At 68.6% G+C, this 20,449-nt stretch carries 33 protein-coding genes; all 33 read left to right on the top strand.

Going from position 1 to position 20,449, the window contains the following annotated elements; all coding sequences use genetic code 11:
- Positions 1-373 precede the first annotated feature (373 nt).
- The 33 genes from rpsL (at position 374) to rpsD (ending at position 20,347) form a co-directional block, all read left to right on the top strand.
- A complete protein-coding gene (rpsL, locus tag FFT21_RS04850) occupies positions 374-748 on the top strand; it encodes a 30S ribosomal protein S12 (protein WP_137812528.1) in 375 nt (124 codons plus the stop codon).
- Complete coding sequence (gene rpsG, locus FFT21_RS04845; protein ID WP_137812527.1) at positions 748-1,218, top strand: 30S ribosomal protein S7; 471 nt, start codon at positions 748-750, stop codon at positions 1,216-1,218. The genes rpsL and rpsG overlap by 1 nt, the downstream gene beginning before the upstream one ends.
- A gap of 76 nt (positions 1,219-1,294) precedes the next feature.
- Positions 1,295-3,412, top strand: a complete 2,118-nt coding sequence (gene fusA / locus FFT21_RS04840) for an elongation factor G (protein ID WP_137812526.1) — start codon at positions 1,295-1,297, stop codon at positions 3,410-3,412.
- Between the two features lie 220 nt (positions 3,413-3,632).
- Positions 3,633-4,826, top strand: coding sequence for an elongation factor Tu (gene tuf, locus FFT21_RS04835; RefSeq protein WP_137812525.1), 1,194 nt, complete (start codon positions 3,633-3,635; stop codon positions 4,824-4,826).
- Positions 4,827-5,307: 481 nt separating this feature from the next.
- Complete coding sequence (gene rpsJ / locus FFT21_RS04830; protein WP_003938093.1) at positions 5,308-5,613, top strand: 30S ribosomal protein S10; 306 nt, start codon at positions 5,308-5,310, stop codon at positions 5,611-5,613.
- Between the two features lie 51 nt (positions 5,614-5,664).
- A complete protein-coding gene (gene rplC / locus FFT21_RS04825; RefSeq protein ID WP_137812524.1) occupies positions 5,665-6,315 on the top strand; it encodes a 50S ribosomal protein L3 in 651 nt (216 codons plus the stop codon).
- Positions 6,315-7,004 carry a 50S ribosomal protein L4 gene (gene rplD, locus FFT21_RS04820; protein WP_137812523.1) on the top strand — a complete coding sequence of 230 codons (690 nt, stop codon included), beginning with the start codon at positions 6,315-6,317 and terminating at the stop codon, positions 7,002-7,004. Before rplC ends, rplD begins: the two co-directional genes overlap by 1 nt.
- Positions 7,001-7,300, top strand: coding sequence for a 50S ribosomal protein L23 (gene rplW / locus FFT21_RS04815; RefSeq protein ID WP_137812522.1), 300 nt, complete (start codon positions 7,001-7,003; stop codon positions 7,298-7,300). The genes rplD and rplW overlap by 4 nt, the downstream gene beginning before the upstream one ends.
- A gap of 21 nt (positions 7,301-7,321) precedes the next feature.
- Positions 7,322-8,155, top strand: coding sequence for a 50S ribosomal protein L2 (gene rplB, locus FFT21_RS04810; RefSeq protein WP_137812521.1), 834 nt, complete (start codon positions 7,322-7,324; stop codon positions 8,153-8,155).
- Positions 8,156-8,173: 18 nt separating this feature from the next.
- Positions 8,174-8,455: a 30S ribosomal protein S19 gene (rpsS, locus tag FFT21_RS04805; RefSeq protein WP_137812520.1), complete on the top strand. Its 282-nt coding sequence runs from the start codon at positions 8,174-8,176 to the stop codon at positions 8,453-8,455.
- Positions 8,456-8,495: 40 nt separating this feature from the next.
- Positions 8,496-8,936 carry a 50S ribosomal protein L22 gene (gene rplV / locus FFT21_RS04800; RefSeq protein WP_137812519.1) on the top strand — a complete coding sequence of 147 codons (441 nt, stop codon included), beginning with the start codon at positions 8,496-8,498 and terminating at the stop codon, positions 8,934-8,936.
- Positions 8,937-9,779, top strand: coding sequence for a 30S ribosomal protein S3 (rpsC, locus tag FFT21_RS04795; protein WP_137812518.1), 843 nt, complete (start codon positions 8,937-8,939; stop codon positions 9,777-9,779). It abuts the gene before it with no gap.
- A gap of 3 nt (positions 9,780-9,782) precedes the next feature.
- Positions 9,783-10,202: a 50S ribosomal protein L16 gene (gene rplP / locus FFT21_RS04790; protein WP_137812517.1), complete on the top strand. Its 420-nt coding sequence runs from the start codon at positions 9,783-9,785 to the stop codon at positions 10,200-10,202.
- Complete coding sequence (gene rpmC / locus FFT21_RS04785) at positions 10,202-10,450, top strand: 50S ribosomal protein L29 (protein ID WP_137812516.1); 249 nt, start codon at positions 10,202-10,204, stop codon at positions 10,448-10,450. Before rplP ends, rpmC begins: the two co-directional genes overlap by 1 nt.
- On the top strand, positions 10,447-10,725 hold the full coding sequence (gene rpsQ / locus FFT21_RS04780) for a 30S ribosomal protein S17 (RefSeq protein WP_137812515.1): 279 nt from the start codon (positions 10,447-10,449) through the stop codon (positions 10,723-10,725). Before rpmC ends, rpsQ begins: the two co-directional genes overlap by 4 nt.
- A 58-nt stretch (positions 10,726-10,783) precedes the next feature.
- On the top strand, positions 10,784-11,152 hold the full coding sequence (gene rplN / locus FFT21_RS04775) for a 50S ribosomal protein L14 (protein WP_137812514.1): 369 nt from the start codon (positions 10,784-10,786) through the stop codon (positions 11,150-11,152).
- On the top strand, positions 11,153-11,467 hold the full coding sequence (gene rplX, locus FFT21_RS04770) for a 50S ribosomal protein L24 (RefSeq protein ID WP_137812513.1): 315 nt from the start codon (positions 11,153-11,155) through the stop codon (positions 11,465-11,467). It abuts the gene before it with no gap.
- A 2-nt stretch (positions 11,468-11,469) separates the two neighbouring features.
- Positions 11,470-12,033: a 50S ribosomal protein L5 gene (gene rplE, locus FFT21_RS04765; protein ID WP_137812512.1), complete on the top strand. Its 564-nt coding sequence runs from the start codon at positions 11,470-11,472 to the stop codon at positions 12,031-12,033.
- A gap of 63 nt (positions 12,034-12,096) precedes the next feature.
- On the top strand, positions 12,097-12,282 hold the full coding sequence (locus FFT21_RS04760; protein WP_137812511.1) for a type Z 30S ribosomal protein S14: 186 nt from the start codon (positions 12,097-12,099) through the stop codon (positions 12,280-12,282).
- Positions 12,283-12,394: 112 nt separating this feature from the next.
- Positions 12,395-12,793: a 30S ribosomal protein S8 gene (gene rpsH / locus FFT21_RS04755; RefSeq protein WP_137812510.1), complete on the top strand. Its 399-nt coding sequence runs from the start codon at positions 12,395-12,397 to the stop codon at positions 12,791-12,793.
- A gap of 17 nt (positions 12,794-12,810) precedes the next feature.
- Complete coding sequence (rplF, locus tag FFT21_RS04750; protein WP_137812509.1) at positions 12,811-13,350, top strand: 50S ribosomal protein L6; 540 nt, start codon at positions 12,811-12,813, stop codon at positions 13,348-13,350.
- Between the two features lie 2 nt (positions 13,351-13,352).
- A complete protein-coding gene (rplR, locus tag FFT21_RS04745; RefSeq protein ID WP_137812508.1) occupies positions 13,353-13,769 on the top strand; it encodes a 50S ribosomal protein L18 in 417 nt (138 codons plus the stop codon).
- 36 nt (positions 13,770-13,805) lie between these two features.
- Positions 13,806-14,408, top strand: a complete 603-nt coding sequence (gene rpsE / locus FFT21_RS04740; RefSeq protein WP_137812507.1) for a 30S ribosomal protein S5 — start codon at positions 13,806-13,808, stop codon at positions 14,406-14,408.
- Positions 14,409-14,413: 5 nt separating this feature from the next.
- Positions 14,414-14,596, top strand: a complete 183-nt coding sequence (gene rpmD, locus FFT21_RS04735; protein WP_137812701.1) for a 50S ribosomal protein L30 — start codon at positions 14,414-14,416, stop codon at positions 14,594-14,596.
- Between the two features lie 3 nt (positions 14,597-14,599).
- On the top strand, positions 14,600-15,043 hold the full coding sequence (rplO, locus tag FFT21_RS04730; protein WP_137812506.1) for a 50S ribosomal protein L15: 444 nt from the start codon (positions 14,600-14,602) through the stop codon (positions 15,041-15,043).
- A 301-nt stretch (positions 15,044-15,344) separates the two neighbouring features.
- On the top strand, positions 15,345-16,658 hold the full coding sequence (gene secY, locus FFT21_RS04725; RefSeq protein ID WP_137812505.1) for a preprotein translocase subunit SecY: 1,314 nt from the start codon (positions 15,345-15,347) through the stop codon (positions 16,656-16,658).
- A complete protein-coding gene (locus tag FFT21_RS04720; protein ID WP_137812504.1) occupies positions 16,658-17,209 on the top strand; it encodes an adenylate kinase in 552 nt (183 codons plus the stop codon). The genes secY and FFT21_RS04720 overlap by 1 nt, the downstream gene beginning before the upstream one ends.
- Positions 17,210-17,271: 62 nt before the next feature.
- Positions 17,272-18,042, top strand: a complete 771-nt coding sequence (gene map / locus FFT21_RS04715) for a type I methionyl aminopeptidase (protein ID WP_137812700.1) — start codon at positions 17,272-17,274, stop codon at positions 18,040-18,042.
- Between the two features lie 241 nt (positions 18,043-18,283).
- Positions 18,284-18,505 carry a translation initiation factor IF-1 gene (gene infA, locus FFT21_RS04710; RefSeq protein ID WP_009948665.1) on the top strand — a complete coding sequence of 74 codons (222 nt, stop codon included), beginning with the start codon at positions 18,284-18,286 and terminating at the stop codon, positions 18,503-18,505.
- Between the two features lie 67 nt (positions 18,506-18,572).
- Positions 18,573-18,686 carry a 50S ribosomal protein L36 gene (gene rpmJ / locus FFT21_RS04705; RefSeq protein ID WP_137812503.1) on the top strand — a complete coding sequence of 38 codons (114 nt, stop codon included), beginning with the start codon at positions 18,573-18,575 and terminating at the stop codon, positions 18,684-18,686.
- Between the two features lie 216 nt (positions 18,687-18,902).
- Positions 18,903-19,283, top strand: coding sequence for a 30S ribosomal protein S13 (gene rpsM, locus FFT21_RS04700; RefSeq protein ID WP_137812502.1), 381 nt, complete (start codon positions 18,903-18,905; stop codon positions 19,281-19,283).
- A gap of 27 nt (positions 19,284-19,310) precedes the next feature.
- A complete protein-coding gene (rpsK, locus tag FFT21_RS04695) occupies positions 19,311-19,718 on the top strand; it encodes a 30S ribosomal protein S11 (RefSeq protein WP_137812501.1) in 408 nt (135 codons plus the stop codon).
- 23 nt (positions 19,719-19,741) lie between these two features.
- Positions 19,742-20,347, top strand: a complete 606-nt coding sequence (gene rpsD, locus FFT21_RS04690) for a 30S ribosomal protein S4 (protein WP_137812500.1) — start codon at positions 19,742-19,744, stop codon at positions 20,345-20,347.
- The last annotated feature ends 102 nt before the right edge of the window (positions 20,348-20,449 follow it).

Raw genomic sequence — 20,449 nt, 5'->3', positions numbered from 1 at the left:
CCCGGTGGCGTGCGTCACGTGCGGCCCGCCGGGGCGTGTTCGGCGTGCCACCCCTGCCCGAACGGGTGGAACTGAGTTACCGTGAGGGTGAGAGGTCCCGCCATGGTGCGGCCGTACCCCGTTTTGACCCGTGCCGAGCGAGGCAGGTATCTTTGTTACTCGTGCCCGACCTATGTCGGGCCACTCCGCGTGCCTGTGAGTGGCGGACGCCGCGCCGGGGAGGCGGAGCATCCTCCCGAATCCCGCTGGGACGCTTTGGTGCCGCCCAAGGGCACGAGAGTGGGCTGACACGCCCGACCTCGGGGTACGGAGGGGGACCCCAAGTACACAGAGCTCGCACGTACGAGACGCGAACGGAAGAAGCAGCCGGTCTATGCCCACGATCCAGCAGTTGGTCCGGAAGGGCCGCCAGGACAAGGTCGCCAAGACCAAGGCCGCGGCGCTCAAGGGAAGCCCTCAGCGAAGCGGTGTGTGCACGCGCGTCTACACCACCACCCCGAAGAAGCCGAACTCGGCACTGCGTAAGGTTGCGCGTGTCAAGCTCTCCAGCGGCATCGAGGTCACGGCCTACATCCCTGGCGAGGGCCACAACCTGCAGGAGCACTCGATGGTGCTCGTTCGTGGTGGCCGCGTGAAGGATCTTCCCGGCGTCCGTTACAAGATCATCCGTGGTTCTCTCGACACGCAGGGCGTGAAGAACCGCAAGCAGGCTCGCAGCCGTTACGGCGCGAAGAAGGAGAAGCGCTGATGCCCCGCAAGGGACCGGCCCCGAAGCGGCCGCTGATCTCGGACCCGGTGTACGGCTCTCCACTGGTCACCCAGCTGATCAACAAGGTCCTGATGGACGGGAAGCGGTCGCTCGCCGAGCGGATCGTCTACCAGGCCATGGAGGGTTGCCGGGAGAAGACCGGTACCGACCCGGTGGTCACGCTCAAGCGCGCGCTGGACAACGTGCGGCCCACCCTGGAGGTGAAGAGCCGCCGCGTCGGTGGCGCCACCTACCAGGTGCCGGTCGAGGTGAAGCCCGGCCGCGCCACCACGCTGGCACTGCGCTGGATGATCATGTCGTCGCGGCAGCGGCGGGAGAAGACGATGGTCGAGCGGCTGATGAACGAGTTGCTCGACGCGAGCAACGGCCTCGGGGCCAGCGTGAAGCGCCGCGAGGACACGCACAAGATGGCCGAGGCCAACAAGGCCTTCGCGCACTACCGCTGGTGAACGCCGGCCCGGCAGCCAGCCGGGCCCGCCAGCCCTACCGACAGCGACAAGCTGCTGGAAGACAGGGGACAAGCTCGTGGCACGCGACGTGCTAACTGACCTGGCCAGGGTCCGCAACATCGGGATCATGGCCCACATCGACGCTGGAAAGACCACCACGACCGAGCGGATCCTGTTCTACACCGGGATCAACTACAAGATCGGCGAGGTGCACGACGGCGCCGCGACGATGGACTGGATGGAGGAGGAGCAGAAGCGCGGTATCACCATCACCTCCGCCGCGACGACCTGCTTCTGGCCCGACCAGAACGGCCGGGACCACCAGATCAACATCATCGACACGCCTGGCCACGTCGACTTCACCGTCGAGGTCGAGCGCTCGCTGCGCGTGCTGGACGGCGCCGTTGCCGTGTTCGACGGCAAGGAGGGCGTCGAGCCCCAGTCGGAGACCGTGTGGCGCCAGGCGGACAAGTACGAGGTGCCGCGCATCTGTTTCGTCAACAAGATGGACAAGCTGGGCGCGGACTTCTACTTCACCGTGCGCACCATCGAGGAGCGCCTCGGCGCCCGCCCGCTGGTGATCCAGCTGCCCATCGGCGCGGAGTCGGACTTCATCGGCGTCGTGGACCTGGTCCGGATGAAGGCGCTCACCTGGCGCGGTGAGACCAAGAAGGGCGAGGACTACGCCGTCGAGGACATCCCGGCCGAGCTGGCCGACAAGGCCGCGGAGTACCGGGAGAAGCTGCTGGAGGCGGTAGCCGAGGCCGACGAGGAGCTGATGGAGGCCTACCTCGGCGGCGAGGAGCTGACCGTCGAGCAGATCCGGGCCGGCATCCGCAAGCTGACCACCGCCAGCGAGGTCTACCCGGTCCTGTGCGGCTCGGCGTTCAAGAACAAGGGCGTCCAGCCGATGCTGGACGCGGTGATCCAGTACCTGCCGTCGCCACTGGACGTGCCGCCGGTCGAGGGCGTGCTGCCGGACGGCGAGACCAAGGCCACCCGCAAGGCCAGCATCGACGAGCCGTTCTCCGCCCTGGTGCACAAGATCATGAGCCACCCGTTCTTCGGGAAGCTCACCTACATCCGGGTCTACTCGGGCAAGGTCGCCGCGGGCACGCAAGTGATCAACTCGACCAAGGACCGCAAGGAGCGCATCGGCAAGCTGTTCCAGATGCACTCCAACAAGGAGAACCCGGTCGACGAGGCGCGCGCCGGGCACATCTACGCGGCCATCGGCCTGAAGGAGACCACCACCGGGGACACGCTCTGCGACCCGCAGAACCCGATCATCCTCGAGTCGATGACCTTCCCGGAGCCGGTCATCAAGGTGGCCATCGAGCCGAAGACCAAGGCCGACCAGGAGAAGCTCTCCGCGGCGATCCAGAAGCTCGCCGAGGAGGACCCGACCTTCCGGGTCAGCCTGGACGAGGAGACCGGCCAGACCATCATCGAGGGCATGGGTGAGCTGCACCTTGAGGTGCTGGTCAACCGGATGAAGTCCGACTTCAAGGTCGAGGCGAACATTGGCAAGCCTCAGGTGGCCTACCGGGAGACCATCCGGCGTACCGTCGAGAAGTACGAGTACACGCACAAGAAGCAGACCGGTGGCTCCGGCCAGTTCGCTCGGGTCATCATCAAGCTCGAGCCGCTGGAGAAGACGGCCGACGGTGCGATGTACGAGTTCGACAACAAGATCACGGGTGGTCGCGTTCCCCGGGAGTACATCCCCTCGGTGGACGCCGGTGCCCAGGACGCCATGCAGTACGGTGTGCTCGCCGGCTACCCGCTGGTCGGCCTCAAGGTGACACTGATCGACGGCGCCTACCACGAGGTCGACTCGTCCGAGATGGCGTTCAAGATCGCCGGTTCGATGGCGCTCAAGGAGGCCGCGCGCAAGGCCGACCCGGTGCTGCTCGAGCCGATGATGGCGGTCGAGGTCAACACGCCCGAGGACTACATGGGCGACGTCATCGGCGACCTGAACTCCCGTCGCGGTCAGATTCAGGCGATGGAGGAGCGCAGCGGTACCCGCGTCGTCAAGGCGCTGGTCCCGCTGTCGGAGATGTTTGGTTACGTCGGCGACCTGCGGTCCAAGACCCAGGGCCGGGCGACGTACACCATGCAGTTCGACTCCTACGCGGAGGTTCCCACCAACGTCGCGAAGGAGATCATCGCGAAGGCGACAGGTGAGTGATCGTGTTGGGCTCTTCCAGCGGGGCCACTCACCCGAGCCGAGTCATCGGCTGTCGCGAAGGCGCGGGGGAGTGACCCCACACCGGAGCACCGCACAGCAGTGCGGCTCTCCCGGGCACTCCCCCCGGGGTCCGCACAACCGACCCTGACGAGAAGCCGACCGCACCGAAAGCCAGCGGGCGGACCGGCGGAGAGAACAGAAGTCCAGGAGGACAATTCCAGTGGCGAAGGCGAAGTTCGAGCGGACCAAGCCGCACGTCAACATCGGGACCATCGGCCACATCGACCACGGGAAGACCACGCTGACCGCGGCGATCTCCAAGGTCCTGCACGACAAGCACCCTGAGCTGAACCCCTTCAAGCCGTTCGACGAGATCGACAAGGCTCCGGAGGAGAAGCAGCGCGGTATCACCATCTCGATCGCACACATCGAGTACCAGACCGACAAGCGGCACTACGCGCACGTCGACTGCCCGGGTCACGCCGACTACATCAAGAACATGATCACCGGCGCGGCCCAGATGGACGGCGCGATCCTGGTGGTGGCGGCGACCGACGGTCCGATGCCGCAGACCAAGGAGCACGTGCTGCTCGCCCGCCAGGTCGGGGTGCCCTACATCGTGGTGGCCCTCAACAAGGCCGACATGGTCGACGACGAGGAGATCCTGGAGCTCGTCGAGCTCGAGGTCCGCGAGCTGCTGAACCAGTACGAGTTCCCGGGTGACGACGTGCCGATCGTGCGCGTCTCCGCGCTCAAGGCGCTCGAGGGCGACAAGGAGTGGGGCGACGCCCTGATGAAGCTCCTCGAGGCCTGCGACGAGTTCATCCCGGACCCGCAGCGGGAGACCGACAAGCCGTTCCTCATGCCGATCGAGGACGTCTTCACGATCACCGGCCGCGGCACCGTGGTGACCGGCCGCATCGAGCGCGGCGTCGTCAAGCTGAACCAGGATGTCGAGATCGTCGGCATCAAGGAACAGTCCATGAAGACGACGGTCACCAGCATCGAGATGTTCAACAAGATGCTGGACGAGGGCCAGGCGGGCGACAACGCCGCCCTGCTGCTGCGTGGTATCAAGCGCGAGCAGGTCGAGCGCGGCATGGTCGTCATCCAGCCGGGCACCACGACGCCGCACACCGAGTTCGAGGCGCAGGTCTACATCCTGTCCAAGGACGAGGGCGGCCGGCACACGCCGTTCTTCACCAACTACCGGCCGCAGTTCTACTTCCGTACCACGGACGTGACCGGTGTGGTGACCCTCCCCGAGGGCACCGAGATGGTGATGCCGGGCGACACCACCGAGATGTCGGTGAAGCTGATCCAGCCCATCGCGATGGAGGAGGGTCTGCGCTTCGCCATTCGCGAGGGTGGCCGCACCGTCGGCGCGGGCCGCGTCACCAAGATCATCAAGTGAGTGGTGGGGGAGGTCGCCCTCGGGTGGCCTCCCCCGCGTGTGACCCGATTTGGATCGCCACACAGCGGTGTGGCATCCTGTATGGGTTGCCTCGGACGGGGTGGCCGGTATCCGCATGAACGCGCCCGGCGTGTTCGGGAAGGTCCCGGCCACCCCGTCACGAGAGGCCCTGAACAAGGGAAACCGAGCGCCTTTTCGCCCACCGGGTGATTCCGGTTCGGGTGGGGGCGCCGGAGCGTAAGGCTCATCCCACCGACGAGGTCAGTGGGACCGGTCTGTGCTCGAGGGCTCGACACGCCCGACCGCGTGGACCGGCGACCGTGACATCTGAACAGGGGCGGAGCGCGAGTGTGCGGGCCGTTCGGCAGGCCGGACGACCCGGACCTCGAAGGCACGGCAGAAGCACTCCGGCGGAATCCGTCGGGTCACCCGGCAAGGCACCCGCACCGCAGCGGTACGAGAAGAGGAACGGCAAGCCACCATGGCGGGACAGAAGATCCGCATCCGGCTCAAGGCCTACGACCACGAGGCGATCGACGCGTCCGCGCGCAAGATCGTCGAGACCGTGACGCGCACCGGCGCTCGGGTCGTCGGGCCGGTGCCGCTGCCCACCGAGAAGAACGTGTACTGCGTCATCCGCTCGCCGCACAAGTACAAGGACTCGCGCGAGCACTTCGAGATGCGCACGCACAAGCGTCTGATCGACATCCTCGACCCGACGCCCAAGACGGTGGACGCGCTCATGCGCATCGATCTGCCGGCGAGCGTCGACGTCAACATCCAGTAAGCGCTGGGCACGGCAGAGCTAACCCATGTGGGGCGGAGAGTAACGAGACCCATGTCTGACAGGCAGATCAAGGGGATCCTGGGCACCAAGCTCGGCATGACCCAGGTCTTCGACGAGCGGAACCGGGTCGTTCCGGTGACCGTGGTGAAGGCCGGCCCGTGCGTGGTGACCCAGGTTCGGACCCCGGAGAAGGACGGCTACTCGGCCGTGCAGCTGGCCTACGGCGCCATCGACCCGCGCAAGGTCAACAAGCCGAAGTCGGGGCACTTCGCCAAGGCCGGCGTGACGCCGCGCCGGCACCTGGCGGAGCTGCGCACCACCGACGCCGGCGAGTACCAGGTCGGCCAGGAGATCACCGCCGAGGTGTTCGAGGCCGGCGCGCTGGTCGACGTGACCGGCACCAGCAAGGGCAAGGGCACGGCCGGTGTGATGAAGCGGCACGGCTTCGGTGGTCTGGGCGCCAGCCACGGCACCCAGCGCAAGCACCGCTCCCCCGGCTCCATCGGCGGCTGCGCCACCCCCGGCCGGGTGTTCAAGGGCCTGCGGATGGCTGGCCGGATGGGCAACGAGCGGGTGACCACGCAGAGCCTGACCGTGCACCAGGTGGACCAGGAGTCCGGCCTGCTGCTGATCAAGGGCGCCGTTCCCGGCCCGAGGGGCGGGCTGGTCTTCGTCCGGACGGCCGCGAAGGGTGGTGCGTGATGACGGCGACGGTTGAGGTCCGCACCCCGGACGGAAAGAGCGACGGCACCGTCGAGCTGCCCGCCGACGTGTTCGACGTGCAGGCCAACGTGCCGCTGATGCACCAGGTCGTGGTGGCCCAGCTGGCCGCGGCCCGGCAGGGCACGCACGACACCAAGACCCGCGGCGAGGTCCGCGGCGGCGGCAAGAAGCCGTACCGGCAGAAGGGCACCGGCCGCGCCCGGCAGGGCTCGGTGCGCGCCCCGCAGTTCACCGGCGGTGGCACCGTGCACGGCCCGACGCCGCGCTCCTACGACCAGCGCACGCCGAAGAAGATGAAGGCGGCCGCGCTGCGCGGAGCGCTGTCCGACCGGGCCCGCGCCGGCCGGGTGCACGTGCTGACCGGCCTGGTGGAGGGCGAGAAGCCGTCCACCAAGGCGGCGCGCAAGGTGCTGGCCTCGGTGACCGACGCGAAGCGGCTGCTGCTGGTGCTCGGCCGTTCCGACGAGCTGGGCTGGCTGTCCGCGCGCAACCTGCCGAACGTGCACGTCATCTCGCCGGACCAGCTCAACACCTACGACGTGCTGGTCAACGACGACGTGGTGTTCACCAGGGAGGCCTTCGAGCTGTTCCTGGCCGGCCCGGCCCGTGGCCGTTCGGTCAAGGCAACCGCTCGCTCCAGCGAGTTGGCCGAGGAGGGCGAGAAGTGATCCCCGACCCCCGCGACATCCTCATCGCGCCGGTGATCTCCGAGAAGTCCTACGGGCTGCTCGAGGAGAACAAGTACACGTTCCTGGTGCGCCCGACGGCCAACAAGACCGAGATCAAGATCGCGGTGGAGAAGGTCTTCGGCGTCAAGGTGGTCAGCGTGAACACGCTGAACCGCGAGGGCAAGCGCAAGCGCACCCGGTACGGCTACGGCAAGCGCAAGGACACCAAGCGCGCGATCGTGACCCTGTCGCCGGACAGCAAGCCGATCGAGATCTTCGGCGGCCCGGCCGCCTGACGAGCGAGGACTGCGTAAGAGATGGGCATCCGCAAGTACAAGCCGACGACGCCGGGGCGTCGCGGCGCGAGCGTGTCCGACTTCGCCGAGATCACCCGGTCGGAGCCGGAGAAGTCGCTGGTGCGTCCGCTGCACGGCCGCGGTGGCCGGAACGGCCACGGCCGGATCACCACCCGGCACAAGGGCGGCGGCCACAAGCGGGCGTACCGCCTGATCGACTTCCGTCGCCACGACAAGGACGGCGTGCCGGCGAAGGTCGCGCACATCGAGTACGACCCGAACCGCACCGCGCGCATCGCGCTGCTGCACTACGTCGACGGCGAGAAGCGCTACATCCTGGCGCCGAACAAGTTGCGCCAGGGCGACATGGTGGAGAACGGCCCGCGCGCGGACATCAAGCCGGGCAACAACCTGCCGCTGCGCAACATCCCGGTGGGCACCGTGGTACACGCCATCGAGCTGCGCCCGGGCGGCGGTGCGAAGATCGCCCGCTCGGCCGGCGCGAGCGTGCAGCTGGTCGCCAAGGAGGGCCCGTACGCCCAGCTGCGGATGCCCTCGGGCGAGATCCGCAACGTGGACGTGCGCTGCCGCGCCACCGTCGGCGAGGTCGGCAACTCCGAGCACGCCAACATCAACTGGGGCAAGGCCGGCCGGATGCGCTGGAAGGGCAAGCGCCCGACGGTCCGCGGTGTGGCCATGAACCCGGTGGACCACCCGCACGGTGGTGGTGAGGGCAAGACCTCGGGTGGTCGCCACCCGGTCAACCCGCACGGTCGGCCGGAGGGCCGCACCCGCCGCCGCAAGGCCAGTGACCGGCTCATCGTTCGCCGCCGCCGTACCGGTAAGAAGCGCTGAGCAGGGAGGGAGTGAAGGATGCCACGCAGCCTGAAGAAGGGCCCGTTCGTGGACGACCACCTGCTCAAGAAGGTGGACGCGCTGAACGAGTCGGGCAAGAAGACCGTGATCAAGACCTGGTCCCGCCGGTCCACGATCATTCCGGACATGCTGGGCCACACCATCGCGGTGCACGACGGCCGCAAGCACGTGCCGGTGTTCATCACCGAGTCGATGGTCGGGCACAAGCTCGGCGAGTTCGCGCCGACCCGCACGTTCAAGGGCCACGTCAAGGAAGACCGCAAGTCGCGCCGCCGGTGACGGCGGGCTCGGACCAGCGAAAGCTAAGGGGTAGCAAGCGATGGGTAACAACGCCGACGGCGCGGAGGAGCTGCCGCGCGCCACGGCGCGGGCCCGCTACGTCCGCACGACGCCGATGAAGGCGCGTCGGGTGATCGACCTGATCCGGGGCCGCAACGCCCAGGAGGCCCTGGCCGTGCTCAGGTTCGCGCCGCAGGCCGCGAGCGAGCCGGTGGCGAAGGTGCTCGCCAGCGCCATGGCCAACGCCGAGAACAACCTCAGCCTGGACCCGGAGACCCTCTGGGTGAGCCGGGCGTACGTGGACGAGGGGCCGACGCTGAAGCGGTTCCGGCCGCGCGCCCAGGGCCGCGCCTACCGGATCCGCAAGCGCACGAGCCACATCACGGTCGAGGTGGAGTCCCGGCCCAAGGCCGCCACCGGCACCGGCAAGGCGCGCAAGACCAGCGCGAAGGCCAGCGCACGTCAGAAGGAGGCCCGGTAAGTGGGTCAGAAGATCAACCCGCACGGCTTCCGGCTGGGGATCACCACGGACTGGAAGTCGCGCTGGTACGCCGACAAGCAGTACTCCGAGTACGTCGCGGAGGACGTGAAGATCCGCCGCATGCTCTCCAAGGGCATGGAGCGGGCCGGCATCTCCCGTGTGGAGATCGAGCGCACCCGGGACCGGGTGCGGGTGGACATCCACACCGCCCGGCCGGGCATCGTGATCGGCCGGCGCGGCGCCGAGGCCGACCGGATCCGCGGCGAGCTGGAGAAGCTGACCAAGAAGCAGGTCCAGCTGAACATCCTCGAGGTGAAGAACCCCGAGGCGGACGCCCAGTTGGTCGCCCAGGTCACCGCCGAGCAGCTGTCCAACCGCGTGTCCTTCCGCCGCGCGATGCGCAAGGCCATCCAGTCGGCCATGCGCTCGCCGCAGGTGAAGGGCATCCGGGTGCAGTGCGGCGGTCGGCTCGGCGGCGCCGAGATGTCCCGCTCGGAGTTCTACCGCGAGGGCCGGGTGCCGCTGCACACGCTGCGCGCGGACATCGACTACGGCTTCTTCGAGGCCCGCACCACGTTCGGCCGGATCGGCGTGAAGGTGTGGATCTACAAGGGCGACGTGGTCGGCGGCCGCCGGGAGCGCGAGGCCGTGGCCGAGTCCCGCCCGCCGCGCCGCGAGCGGCCCAGCCGCCCGCGCCGGTCCGGCGCCTCCGGCACCACCAGCACGAGCACCGAGGCCGGGCGGGCCGCCGCCGAGTCGGCCAGCCGGGCCAGCGCGGCCGAGGCCAGTAACGACGCTGCCGCCGGGGCTGCCAGCGGCGCGGCTGAGAAGACGGAGGGCTGAGTCGTGCTGATCCCGCGCAAGGTCAAGCACCGCAAGCAGCACTCGCCGAAGCGCAAGGGGCTCGCCAAGGGTGGCACCAAGGTCACCTTCGGCGAGTACGGCATCCAGGCACTGGAGCCGGCGTACGTGACCAACCGGCAGATCGAGTCCGCACGTATCGCCATCACCCGGCACATCCGCCGTGGTGGCAAGGTGTGGATCAACATCTTCCCGGACCGTCCGCTGACCAAGAAGCCGGCGGAGACCCGGATGGGTTCCGGTAAGGGCTCGCCGGAGCACTGGGTGGCCAACGTCAAGCCTGGTCGGGTGCTGTTCGAGATGAACTTCCCGAACGAGGCGGTGGCCCGCGAGGCGCTGCGCCGCGCGATCCACAAGCTTCCGATGAAGTGCCGCATCGTCACGCGAGAGGGTGGTGAGTTCTGATGGCAGCCGGTACCACCGCGTCTGAGCTGCGTGAGCTCACCGATGAGGAGCTCGTGCTGCGCCTTCGGGAGGCCAAGGAGGAGCTGTTCAACCTCCGCTTCCAGATGGCCACCGGGCAGCTGGACAACAACCGCAGGCTGCGGACCGTCCGGCGGGAGATCGCCCGCGTCTACACCGTGATGCGGGAGCGCGAGCTGGGTCTCTCCGTCTCCCCGGACGCGGCTTCCACTGGTGAGGGTGCGGCATGAGCGAGCAGAAGAACGGAACCGTGACGCGCAACTACCGCAAGGTCCGCGAGGGCTACGTCGTCTCGGACAAGATGCAGAAGACGATCGTGGTCGAGCTGGAGGACCGCAAGAAGCACCCGCTGTACGGCAAGGTCGTGCGGACCACCAAGAAGGTCAAGGCGCACGACGAGCAGAACACCGCGGGTGTCGGTGACCGCGTGCTGCTGATGGAGACCCGCCCGCTGTCGGCGACCAAGCGCTGGCGGCTGGTGGAGATCCTGGAGAAGGCCAAGTAACGAGGACCGCGCGCGTCAGGTCGGAAATCTGGCGTGCCACAAGGGGTCAGGAGTTGTTGTGATCCAGCAGGAGTCGCGGCTGCGCGTCGCCGACAACACCGGTGCGAAGGAGATCCTCTGCATCCGGGTGCTCGGCGGTTCGGCGCGGCGCTACGCGGGCATCGGGGACATCATCGTCGCCACGGTCAAGGACGCGATTCCGGGTGCCGGCGTCAAGAAGGGCGACGTGGTCAAGGCCGTCGTGGTGCGTACGGCGAAGGAGAAGCGCCGTCCGGACGGCTCCTACATCCGGTTCGACGAGAACGCCGCGGTGCTCATCAAGAACGACAACGAGCCGCGCGGTACCCGCATCTTCGGCCCGGTCGGCCGGGAGCTGCGCGACAAGAGGTTCATGAAGATCATCTCGCTCGCGCCGGAGGTGCTGTAGATGAAGGTCAAGAAGGGTGACACGGTCGTCGTCATCGCCGGCAAGGACAAGGGCGCCAAGGGCAAGGTGATCCAGGCCTACCCGGACCGCCAGAAGGTGCTCGTCGAGGGCGTCAACCGGATCAAGAAGCATACCCGGATCACGCAGACCCAGCGCGGCGCGCAGTCCGGCGGGATCGTCACCCAGGAGGCGCCGATCCACGTCAGCAACGTGATGGTGGTCGACTCCGACGGCAAGCCGGCCCGGGTCGGGTACCGGACGAACGACGAGGGCAAGCGCGTCCGCATCTCGCGCCGGAACGGTAAGGACATCTGATCATGACCACCGCTGAGAAGGTCGTCCCGCGGCTGAAGGCCCGCTACCGCGAGGAGATCGTCGCCGCGCTGCGGAAGGAGTTCGGCTACGCCAACCCGATGCAGGTGCCCGGCGTGGTCAAGGTCGTGGTGAACATGGGTGTCGGCGACGCCGCCCGGGACGGCAAGCTGATCGAGGGCGCGGTGCGCGACCTGGCCGCGATCACCGGGCAGCGGCCGGAGATCCGGCGGGCCCGCAAGTCGATCGCCCAGTTCAAGCTGCGCCAGGGCATGCCGATCGGCGCGCGGGCCACCCTGCGCGGCGACCGGATGTGGGAGTTTCTGGACCGGTTGCTGACCATCGCGCTGCCCCGTATCCGCGACTTCCGCGGGCTGTCGGACCGGCAGTTCGACGGCAACGGCAACTACACGTTCGGGCTGAACGAGCAGTCGATGTTCCACGAGATCGACCTCGGCTCGATCGACCGCCCGCGCGGCATGGACATCACCGTCGTCACCACCGCCACGACCGACGAGGAGGGCCGGTCGCTGCTGCGGCGCCTGGGCTTCCCGTTCAAGGAGAACTGACTTGCGGAGCGCCGTGTCTCCGGTCCTTCCGGCCGGACTCCATTGTGGTAAGGAGCAGAGCTGATGGCCAAGAAGGGGCTGATCACCAAGGCCGCGCGCAAGCCGAAGTTCGCGGTGCGCGGCTACACCCGGTGCAACCGCTGCGGCCGGCCCCGCGCGGTGTTCCGCAAGTTCGGGCTGTGCCGGGTGTGCCTGCGCGAGATGGCGCACCGGGGCGAGCTGCCCGGCGTGAACAAGTCGAGCTGGTGACGAACCGGCTCCCGCCGAGGACGAGCTTCGCCCTGCTGATCCCCACTTCGCCGTAGGCCCGGACGCCGGTCAAGGCCAGGGAACCGCGGCGAGAAAGGTAGAAGAGGTCACCATGACGATGACCGACCCGATCGCAGACATGCTGACGCGTCTGCGGAACGCCAACTCGGCATACCACGACCAGGTCGTGATGCCGCACTCCAAGCTCAAGGCGAACATCGCCGAGATCCTGCAGCGGGAGGGCTACATCGCCGGCTACCGCACCGAGCAGGGCGAGAAGGGCAAGCTCCTCGTCATCGAGCTGAAGTTCGGCCCGAACCGGGAGCGCAGCATCGCCGGCCTGCGCCGGGTCTCCAAGCCCGGCCTGCGGGTGTACGCGAAGTCGACCAACCTGCCGAAGGTCCTGGGCGGCCTGGGCGTCGCGATCATTTCGACGTCCTCCGGGCTGCTCACCGACCGCCAGGCACAGAAGCAGGGCGTGGGCGGGGAAGTCCTCGCCTACGTGTGGTGAGGAAGGGGGAACAAGGCATGTCGCGCATCGGAAAGCTGCCGATCCCCGTTCCGTCCGGGGTCGACGTCACCATCGACGGTCGCACGGTGACCGTCAAGGGCCCGAAGGGCACGCTGTCCCGCACCATCCCGGAGCCGATCGTCGTGGAGCGCGACGGCGACGGCGCCCTGCTGGTGAAGCGGCCGGACGACGAGCGGTGGAGCAAGTCCATGCACGGGCTGTCCCGCACGCTGGTGAACAACCTCGTGATCGGGGTGACCCAGGGCTACGAGAAGAAGATGGAGATCCACGGGGTCGGCTACCGCGTCCAGCTCAAGGGCGCGGACCTCGAGTTCTCCCTGGGCTACAGCCACCCGGTGAAGGTCGCCGCGCCGGAGGGCATCACCTTCGCGGTGGAGTCCCCCACCCGGTTCTCGGTGAGTGGCATCGACAAGCAGCGGGTCGGCGAGGTGGCCGCCAACATCCGGAAGCTGCGCCGGCCGGACCCGTACAAGGGCAAGGGCGTGCGCTACGCGGGTGAGCAGATCCGCCGCAAGGTCGGGAAGACGGGTAAGTGAGCATGAGCGAGTCCACTGCACAGAAGACCGCGGCGCCGAAGCGGAAGCCGGTCGGCAAGGACATCTCGACCGTGCGCCGTCTCGCCCGGGCGCGCCGCCATTTCCGGCTGCGCAAGAAGATCTTCGGCACGCCGGAGCGGCCGCGACTGGTCGTCACCCGCTCCACGCGGCACATGGTCGCGCAGGTGATCGACGACGTGGCCGGCCACACCGTGGCGTCGGCGTCCAGCATGGAGGCCGACGTGCGGGCGATGGAGGGCGACAAGAAGGCCCGTGCGGCCCGCGTCGGCGAGCTGGTCGCCGCCCGGGCAAAGGAGGCGGGCATCTCCAAGGTCGTGTTCGACCGCGGCGGCCACGACTACCACGGGCGCATCGCCGCGCTGGCCGACGCGGCCCGCGGGGCGGGGCTGGAGTTCTAGGAACATGCACACTGTGATGAACGAGAGGGACGCCTGATGCCAGGACGCATGCGTCGCGAAGGCGGGGAGCGCGGCGACCGCCGCGACCGCCGGGACGGTGGCCGCGGCGGGGCGGCCCACGAGAAGACCCCGCATCTGGAGCGCGTGGTCGCGATCAACCGCGTGTCCAAGGTTGTCAAGGGCGGCCGCCGGTTCAGCTTCACCGCGCTGGTGGTCGTCGGCGACGGCGAGGGCATGGTCGGCGTCGGCTACGGCAAGGCCAAGGAGGTCCCGGCGGCCATCGCCAAGGGCGTGGAAGAGGCCAAGAAGAACTTCTTCCGGGTGCCCAAGGTCGCCGGCACCATCCCGCACCCCGTGCAGGGTGAGGCGGCCGCCGGCGTCGTGCTGCTCCGCCCGGCCAGCCCCGGTACCGGCGTCATCGCCGGTGGCCCGGTGCGCGCCGTGCTGGAGTGCGCGGGCGTGCACGACGTGCTGAGCAAGTCGCTGGGCAGCGACAACGCCATCAACATCGTGCACGCCACGGTGGCGGCGCTGAAGCAGCTGCAGCGTCCGGAGGAGGTCGCGGCCCGCCGTGGCCTGCCGCTGGAGGACGTGGCGCCGGCCGGCCTGCTCCGCGCCCGCGCCGGGCAGGGGGCGTGACCGCGATGGCACAGCTCAAGGTCACCCAGGTGCGCAGCACCATCGGCACCAAGCAGAACCAGCGGGACTCGCTGCGCACGCTCGGGCTGCGCAAGATCCGGCAGTCGGTAGTGCGCGAGGACACCCCCCAGGTCCGCGGGCTGATCAACACGGTCCGCCACCTGGTGGTTGTCGAGGAGGTCGACTGACCCATGACCATCAAGATCCACCACCTGCGGCCCGCCCCGGGCGCCAGGACCGCCAAGATCCGGGTGGGTCGCGGCGAGGGTTCCAAGGGCAAGACCGCCGGGCGGGGCACGAAGGGCACCAAGGCCCGCAAGAACGTGTCCCCCGCCTTCGAGGGTGGCCAGATGCCGCTGCACATGCGGCTGCCCAAGCTGAAGGGCTTCCGCAACCGGTTCCGCGTCGAGTACCAGGTGGTCAACATCGGCGACCTGGCCCGGCTGTTCCCCGAGGGCGGCACGGTCGGCGTCGAGGAACTGGTCCGGGCCGGCGCGGTCCGCAAGGGCCAGCCGGTGAAGGTGCTCGGCAACGGCGACCTCGGCGGGGTCAGGCTGGACGTCACCGCGCACGCCTTCTCCGGGAGTGCCCAGGAGAAGATCACCGCGGCCGGCGGTTCCGCCACCAAGCTGTAACGCCCTGACGCGCCACGGTGAAGCCGGGGCGCTCGGGAGAGGCAGTGCCCGGGCGGCTGGCACGTCTGAACCGTGCCAGCCGCCCGGCGGCTCTCGCCAGCCGAGGGCATCACCCTTCGTGCTGACGGAGTCTTCCGGCTCCACAGGGTGCTGTTACAGTCGTTGTCACGCTTGGCACCACCGGTGCGAGGCGTGTCCGTGATGCCCATCAGGGCCGTCCACCAGGTGCGGCCCGCCGGCTGCCTGCCGGCCCAGCCATGCTCACCGGCGAAAGAGCCCGGTGACGCCGAGGAGGTCCCGCGTGCTCAGCGCCTTCCGCTCGGCTCTCGCGACGCCGGACTTGCGCCGCAAGATCCTTTTTACCCTCGGGATGCTGGTCGTGTACCGCCTGGGGGCCACGCTGCCGGCGCCTGGCGTGTCCTACGCGAACGTGCAGAAGTGCATCAAGGTCGTCTCCGACCAGGGCGGCGTCTACACGCTGCTCAACCTGTTCTCCGGTGGTGCGCTGCTGCAGCTGTCCATCTTCGCGCTGGGTATCATGCCGTACATCACGGCGAGCATCATCATCCAGTTGCTCACCGTGGTGATCCCGCGCTTCGAGCAGTTGCGCAAGGAGGGCCAGGCCGGGCAGAACAAGCTGACCCAGTACACCCGGTACCTCACGGTCGCGCTGGCCATCCTGCAGTCCACCGGCATCGTGGCGCTGGCCGTGCGCGGGCAGTTGTTCCAGAACTGCACGGACCCGGTGATCCCGGACTCCAGCGTGTTCAGCCTGATCGTCGTTGTGGTGACGATGACCGCCGGCACCGCGGTGATCATGTGGCTGGGCGAGCTGATCACCGAGCGGGGCGTGGGCAACGGCATGTCGCTGCTGATCTTCACGTCGATCGCGGCGCGCATCCCCGCCGAGGGCAAGACCATTCTCGGCCACGGCGGCGTCACCTTCGCGGTGATCTGCGTGTTCGGCCTGGCCATCATCGCCAGCGTGGTCTTCGTCGAGCAGGCGCAGCGGCGGATCCCGGTGCAGTACGCCAAGCGCATGATCGGTCGCCGGATGTACGGCGGCACGTCCACCTATCTACCGTTGAAGGTCAACCAGGCCGGTGTGATCCCGGTGATCTTCGCGTCCTCCCTGCTCTACCTGCCGGATCTGGTCTCCCGGTTGGCCACCTCGCAGGGGGGCAACGCGCCCTGGTGGCAGACCTTCATCCAGCAGTACCTGGTCGCGCCGTCGAACTACGTGCACATCTCGCTGTACTTCGCCTTGATCATCTTCTTTACCTACTTCTACGTGGCGATCACGTTCAACCCGGACGAGCGCGCCGACGAGATGAAGAAGTTCGGTGGGTTCATCCCCGGCATCCGTCCCGGTCGGCCCACCGCGGAATACCTCAGCTTCGTGCTGAACAGGATCACCCTGCCTGGCTCCATCTACCTCGGTCTCATCGCCGTGCTGCCGAACTTCTTCATCGACATCACGGGTCAGGGCGGGAGTTCGAACAACTTCCCGTTCGGTGGCACCGCCGTGCTGATCATGGTTGGTGTCGGACTCGACACCGTGAAGCAGATCGAGAGCCAGCTCATGCAGCGTAACTACGAAGGGTTCCTCCGCTAGTGCGACTCGTCCTCGTCGGCCCGCCGGGAGCGGGCAAGGGTACGCAAGCCGCCGTGCTCAGCGAGAAGCTCGGCATTCCGCACATCTCCACCGGTGAGCTGTTCCGCGCGCACGTGGGGCAGCAGACCGAGCTTGGCCGCGAGGCCAAGCGCTACCTGGACGCCGGTGAGCTGGTGCCGGACACGGTGACCAACGAGATGGTCCGGGGGCGCCTGGCCGAGCCGGACGCCCGGGAGGGCTTCCTGCTCGACGGCTTCCCCCGCAACCTCTCCCAGGCCAAGGTGCTGGACGAGATCCTCGCCGGGAACGGGACCGGTCTGGACGCCGTCGTCGAGTTCGTCATCCCGGAGAACGTGGTGGTGGAGCGGATGCTCGCGCGCGGCCGGTCGGACGACTCCGAGGACGTCATCCGGCGCCGGCTGCAGGTGTACCGGACGGACACGGCGCCGCTGCTGGACTACTACCGGGACCGGGTGGTGGCGGTGGACGCCGTCGGCGAGATCGACGAAGTCACCGCGCGCGCGTTGGACGCGTTGCGCGACGGTAAGTGACCACCGGTGGCCTGCGCGGCGTCGTCCGCGCAGGCATCCTCGGCTCCCTGCGCAAGGAACGCGTGATCGAGATCAAGAACCGCACCGAGCTGGAGGCCATGCGCGCCGCCGGCCTGGTGGTGGCCCGCGCCCTGGCCCTGGTGGCCGAGCACGCCCACGCCGGGGTGAGCACCGCGGAACTGGACGAGTTGGCCGAGCAGACTATCCGGGACGCGGGCGCGGTTCCGTCGTTCAAGGGCTACCACGGCTTCCCCGCGTCCATCTGCGCCTCGGTGAACGATCAGGTGGTGCACGGCATCCCCAGCCGGGACCAGGTGCTCGCCGAAGGTGACCTGCTGTCCGTGGACTGCGGGGCGATCCTGGACGGCTGGCACGGCGACTCGGCCGTCACCCTGTCCGTGGGTAGCCCACGGGACGGCGACCGCAGGCTCTCCGAGGCGTGCCGCGAGGCCATGCTGGCCGGCATCGAGGCGATCCGCCCGGACTCCCGGTTGAGCGACGTCTCGCACGCGGTGGAGCGGGCCGTACTGGCCGCCCGCGCCCGGGACGGCGTGGAGTACGGCATCGTCACCGATTACGGCGGGCACGGCATCGGCACCGAGATGCACATGGAGCCGTTCCTGCCCAACTACGGGCGGCCCGGCCGCGGGCCCCGGCTGCGGACCGGCATGGCGCTGGCCGTGGAGCCGATGCTCACCCTGGGCACCGCGGAGACAGAGGAACTCGAGGACGGGTGGACCGTGGTGACCGCGGACGGGTCCCGGGCCGCGCACTGGGAGCACACGGTGGCGGTCACTGACGACGGCCCCTGGGTGCTCACCGCCCCGGAATAACGGCCGCACCCAGGGTGACGATCACCCGACGCGGCGCGACGTGGCCCCGATTTGGGGCGATGACGGATGGTTGCGTAAACTAGGACACCGGCGCACTCGTCGCGCCCGTCTCGTCCTGCCCGTGGTAGCCAGCATCGTGCAGCGAGTTCTTCGGAGATGGGTGGACGCGTGCCCGTGCCGGAAGCCCGTGGATCGGGTCCGGGCACCGCGAGAAACCACACTGTCACGAAACGCGGAGGACATGGGCAAGAAGGACGGGGCCATCGAGGTCGAAGGCCGCGTGATCGAGCCGCTCCCCAACGCGATGTTCCGCGTCGAGCTGGAGAACGGCCACAAGGTCCTGGCGCACATCAGCGGCAAGATGCGGCAGCACTACATCCGCATTCTGCCCGAGGACCGGGTTGTCGTGGAGCTGTCGCCCTACGACCTGTCCCGCGGCCGCATCGTCTACCGCTACAAGTGACGATCGTGTCATTGCTGTGCCGCGGGGCGGCCGCCCCCGGCACGAGGCCGAGCAGGAGACCACGACCGTGAAGGTCCAACCGAGCGTCAAGCGGATCTGCGACAAGTGCCAGATCGTCCGCAGGCACGGGCGGGTCATGGTGATCTGCAGCAACCTGCGCCACAAGCAGCGCCAGGGCTGACCGCGACACCACCGTCCGGGCCGGGCGAACCGGTCACGCGGAACCGAAGACAACCGCAAGCCTCCTCGACCCTGCCGGGCGCACGCCCGGCCTGCCCCCGGACTCCAGGCCGGGGCCGGGAAGGGAACCCGCGAGAGCGGGCCCGACGACAGCGAGTCGTTCCCGGGTGGGTGAGGAGCAGACCTGGAGCATGAGGAACCGAGGAGTAAGCGCCATATGGCACGACTCGCTGGCGTCGACCTCCCCCGCGAGAAGCGGATGGAGATCGCGCTGACCTACATCTACGGCATCGGCCGTACCCGTTCCAAGGAGGTCCTCACCGCCACGGGCGTGAGCCCGGACCTGCGCGTGCGGGACCTGACCGACGAGGACGCCGTCCGGCTGCGCGACTACATCGAGAACAACTTCAAGGTCGAGGGTGACCTCCGCCGCGAGGTCCAGGCCGACATCCGCCGGAAGATCGAGATCGGCTGCTACCAGGGCCTGCGGCACCGCCGCGGGCTGCCCGTGCGTGGCCAGCGGACCAAGACCAACGCCCGCACCCGCAAGGGCCCGAAGAAGACGGTCGCCGGCAAGAAGAAGGCCGGGAAGAAGTAAGACCTCGCACGAGAGAGAGCAAGAAGAATGCCACCGAAGTCTCGCTCCGGCGCCGGGGTCAAGAAGGTCCGGCGCAAGGAGAAGAAGAACGTCACCCACGGCCACGCGCACATCAAGAGCACGTTCAACAACACGATCGTGTCGATCACGGATCCGAACGGCGCCGTGATCAGCTGGGCGTCGGCCGGCCACGTCGGCTTCAAGGGGTCGCGCAAGTCCACCCCGTTCGCCGCGCAGATGGCCGCGGAGAACGCCGCGCGGAAGGCCGCCGAGCACGGCATGCGCAAGGTCGACGTGTTCGTCAAGGGCCCCGGTTCCGGCCGGGAGACCGCGATCCGCTCGCTGCAGGCCGCCGGCCTGGAGGTCGGCACGATCCAGGACGTGACCCCGCAGCCGCACAACGGCTGCCGCCCGCCGAAGCGGCGCCGGGTCTGAGGCACGGGGAGGAGTAAGGACAGATGGCTCGTTACACCGGCCCCGTCACCCGCAAGTCCCGCCGGCTCAAGGTCGACCTCGTCGGCGGCGACCAGGCGTTCGAGCGTCGCCCCTACCCGCCCGGCCAGCACGGCCGCGGCCGGATCAAGGAGAGCGAGTACCTGCTGCAGCTGCAGGAGAAGCAGAAGGCCCGCTTCACCTACGGCATCCTGGAGAAGCAGTTCCACCGCTACTACGAGGAGGCGGCCCGCCGTCCCGGCAAGACCGGCGAGAACCTGCTCAAGCTGCTCGAGTCGCGGCTGGACAACGTGGTGTACCGGGCCGGCCTGGCCCGCACCCGCCGGCAGGCCCGCCAGCTGGTCAGCCACGGGCACTTCCTGGTCAACGGCCACAAGGTGAACATCCCGAGCTACCGGGTGTCCCAGTACGACATCATCGACGTTCGGCCGAAGTCGATGCCGATGCTGCCGTTCGTGGTGGCCAAGGAGACCTACGGCGAGCGCCCGGTGCCCGGCTGGCTGCAGGTCGTCCAGTCGAACCTGCGGATCCTGGTGCACCAGCTCCCGGAGCGGGCGCAGATCGACACCCCGGTCCAGGAGCAGCTCATCGTCGAGTACTACTCGAAGTGATCCAGGGCCGGGGAGGCGGTTCCGGCCGTCTCCCCGGCCACGGATCGGGCGCCGGCGCGCAGGGTACGTCGGCGCATCGCCGACCAGGCCGAGGGCCCGGGC

This window comes from Gandjariella thermophila (assembly GCF_005405885.1).
Taxonomy (GTDB): Bacteria; Actinomycetota; Actinomycetes; order Mycobacteriales; family Pseudonocardiaceae; genus Gandjariella; species Gandjariella thermophila.
This window is presented reverse-complemented; position numbering and strand designations above follow the sequence as displayed.

Coding starts and splice junctions, on each gene's coding strand:
- rpsD (WP_137812500.1), top strand. CDS start 19,742: ATGGCTCGTTACACCGGCCCCGTCACCCGCAAGTCCCGCCGGCTCAAG.
- rpsS (WP_137812520.1), top strand. CDS start 8,174: ATGCCACGCAGCCTGAAGAAGGGCCCGTTCGTGGACGACCACCTGCTC.
- rplC (WP_137812524.1), top strand. CDS start 5,665: ATGTCTGACAGGCAGATCAAGGGGATCCTGGGCACCAAGCTCGGCATG.
- rplE (WP_137812512.1), top strand. CDS start 11,470: ATGACCACCGCTGAGAAGGTCGTCCCGCGGCTGAAGGCCCGCTACCGC.
- infA (WP_009948665.1), top strand. CDS start 18,284: ATGGGCAAGAAGGACGGGGCCATCGAGGTCGAAGGCCGCGTGATCGAG.
- rplX (WP_137812513.1), top strand. CDS start 11,153: ATGAAGGTCAAGAAGGGTGACACGGTCGTCGTCATCGCCGGCAAGGAC.
- rplV (WP_137812519.1), top strand. CDS start 8,496: ATGGGTAACAACGCCGACGGCGCGGAGGAGCTGCCGCGCGCCACGGCG.
- FFT21_RS04760 (WP_137812511.1), top strand. CDS start 12,097: ATGGCCAAGAAGGGGCTGATCACCAAGGCCGCGCGCAAGCCGAAGTTC.
- rpsQ (WP_137812515.1), top strand. CDS start 10,447: ATGAGCGAGCAGAAGAACGGAACCGTGACGCGCAACTACCGCAAGGTC.
- rpsL (WP_137812528.1), top strand. CDS start 374: ATGCCCACGATCCAGCAGTTGGTCCGGAAGGGCCGCCAGGACAAGGTC.
- rpsJ (WP_003938093.1), top strand. CDS start 5,308: ATGGCGGGACAGAAGATCCGCATCCGGCTCAAGGCCTACGACCACGAG.
- rplR (WP_137812508.1), top strand. CDS start 13,353: ATGAGCGAGTCCACTGCACAGAAGACCGCGGCGCCGAAGCGGAAGCCG.
- rpmC (WP_137812516.1), top strand. CDS start 10,202: ATGGCAGCCGGTACCACCGCGTCTGAGCTGCGTGAGCTCACCGATGAG.
- rpsK (WP_137812501.1), top strand. CDS start 19,311: ATGCCACCGAAGTCTCGCTCCGGCGCCGGGGTCAAGAAGGTCCGGCGC.
- rpsG (WP_137812527.1), top strand. CDS start 748: ATGCCCCGCAAGGGACCGGCCCCGAAGCGGCCGCTGATCTCGGACCCG.
- rplB (WP_137812521.1), top strand. CDS start 7,322: ATGGGCATCCGCAAGTACAAGCCGACGACGCCGGGGCGTCGCGGCGCG.
- rpsM (WP_137812502.1), top strand. CDS start 18,903: ATGGCACGACTCGCTGGCGTCGACCTCCCCCGCGAGAAGCGGATGGAG.
- rpmD (WP_137812701.1), top strand. CDS start 14,414: ATGGCACAGCTCAAGGTCACCCAGGTGCGCAGCACCATCGGCACCAAG.
- rpsE (WP_137812507.1), top strand. CDS start 13,806: ATGCCAGGACGCATGCGTCGCGAAGGCGGGGAGCGCGGCGACCGCCGC.
- rplF (WP_137812509.1), top strand. CDS start 12,811: ATGTCGCGCATCGGAAAGCTGCCGATCCCCGTTCCGTCCGGGGTCGAC.
- rplD (WP_137812523.1), top strand. CDS start 6,315: ATGACGGCGACGGTTGAGGTCCGCACCCCGGACGGAAAGAGCGACGGC.
- rplO (WP_137812506.1), top strand. CDS start 14,600: ATGACCATCAAGATCCACCACCTGCGGCCCGCCCCGGGCGCCAGGACC.
- rpsH (WP_137812510.1), top strand. CDS start 12,395: ATGACGATGACCGACCCGATCGCAGACATGCTGACGCGTCTGCGGAAC.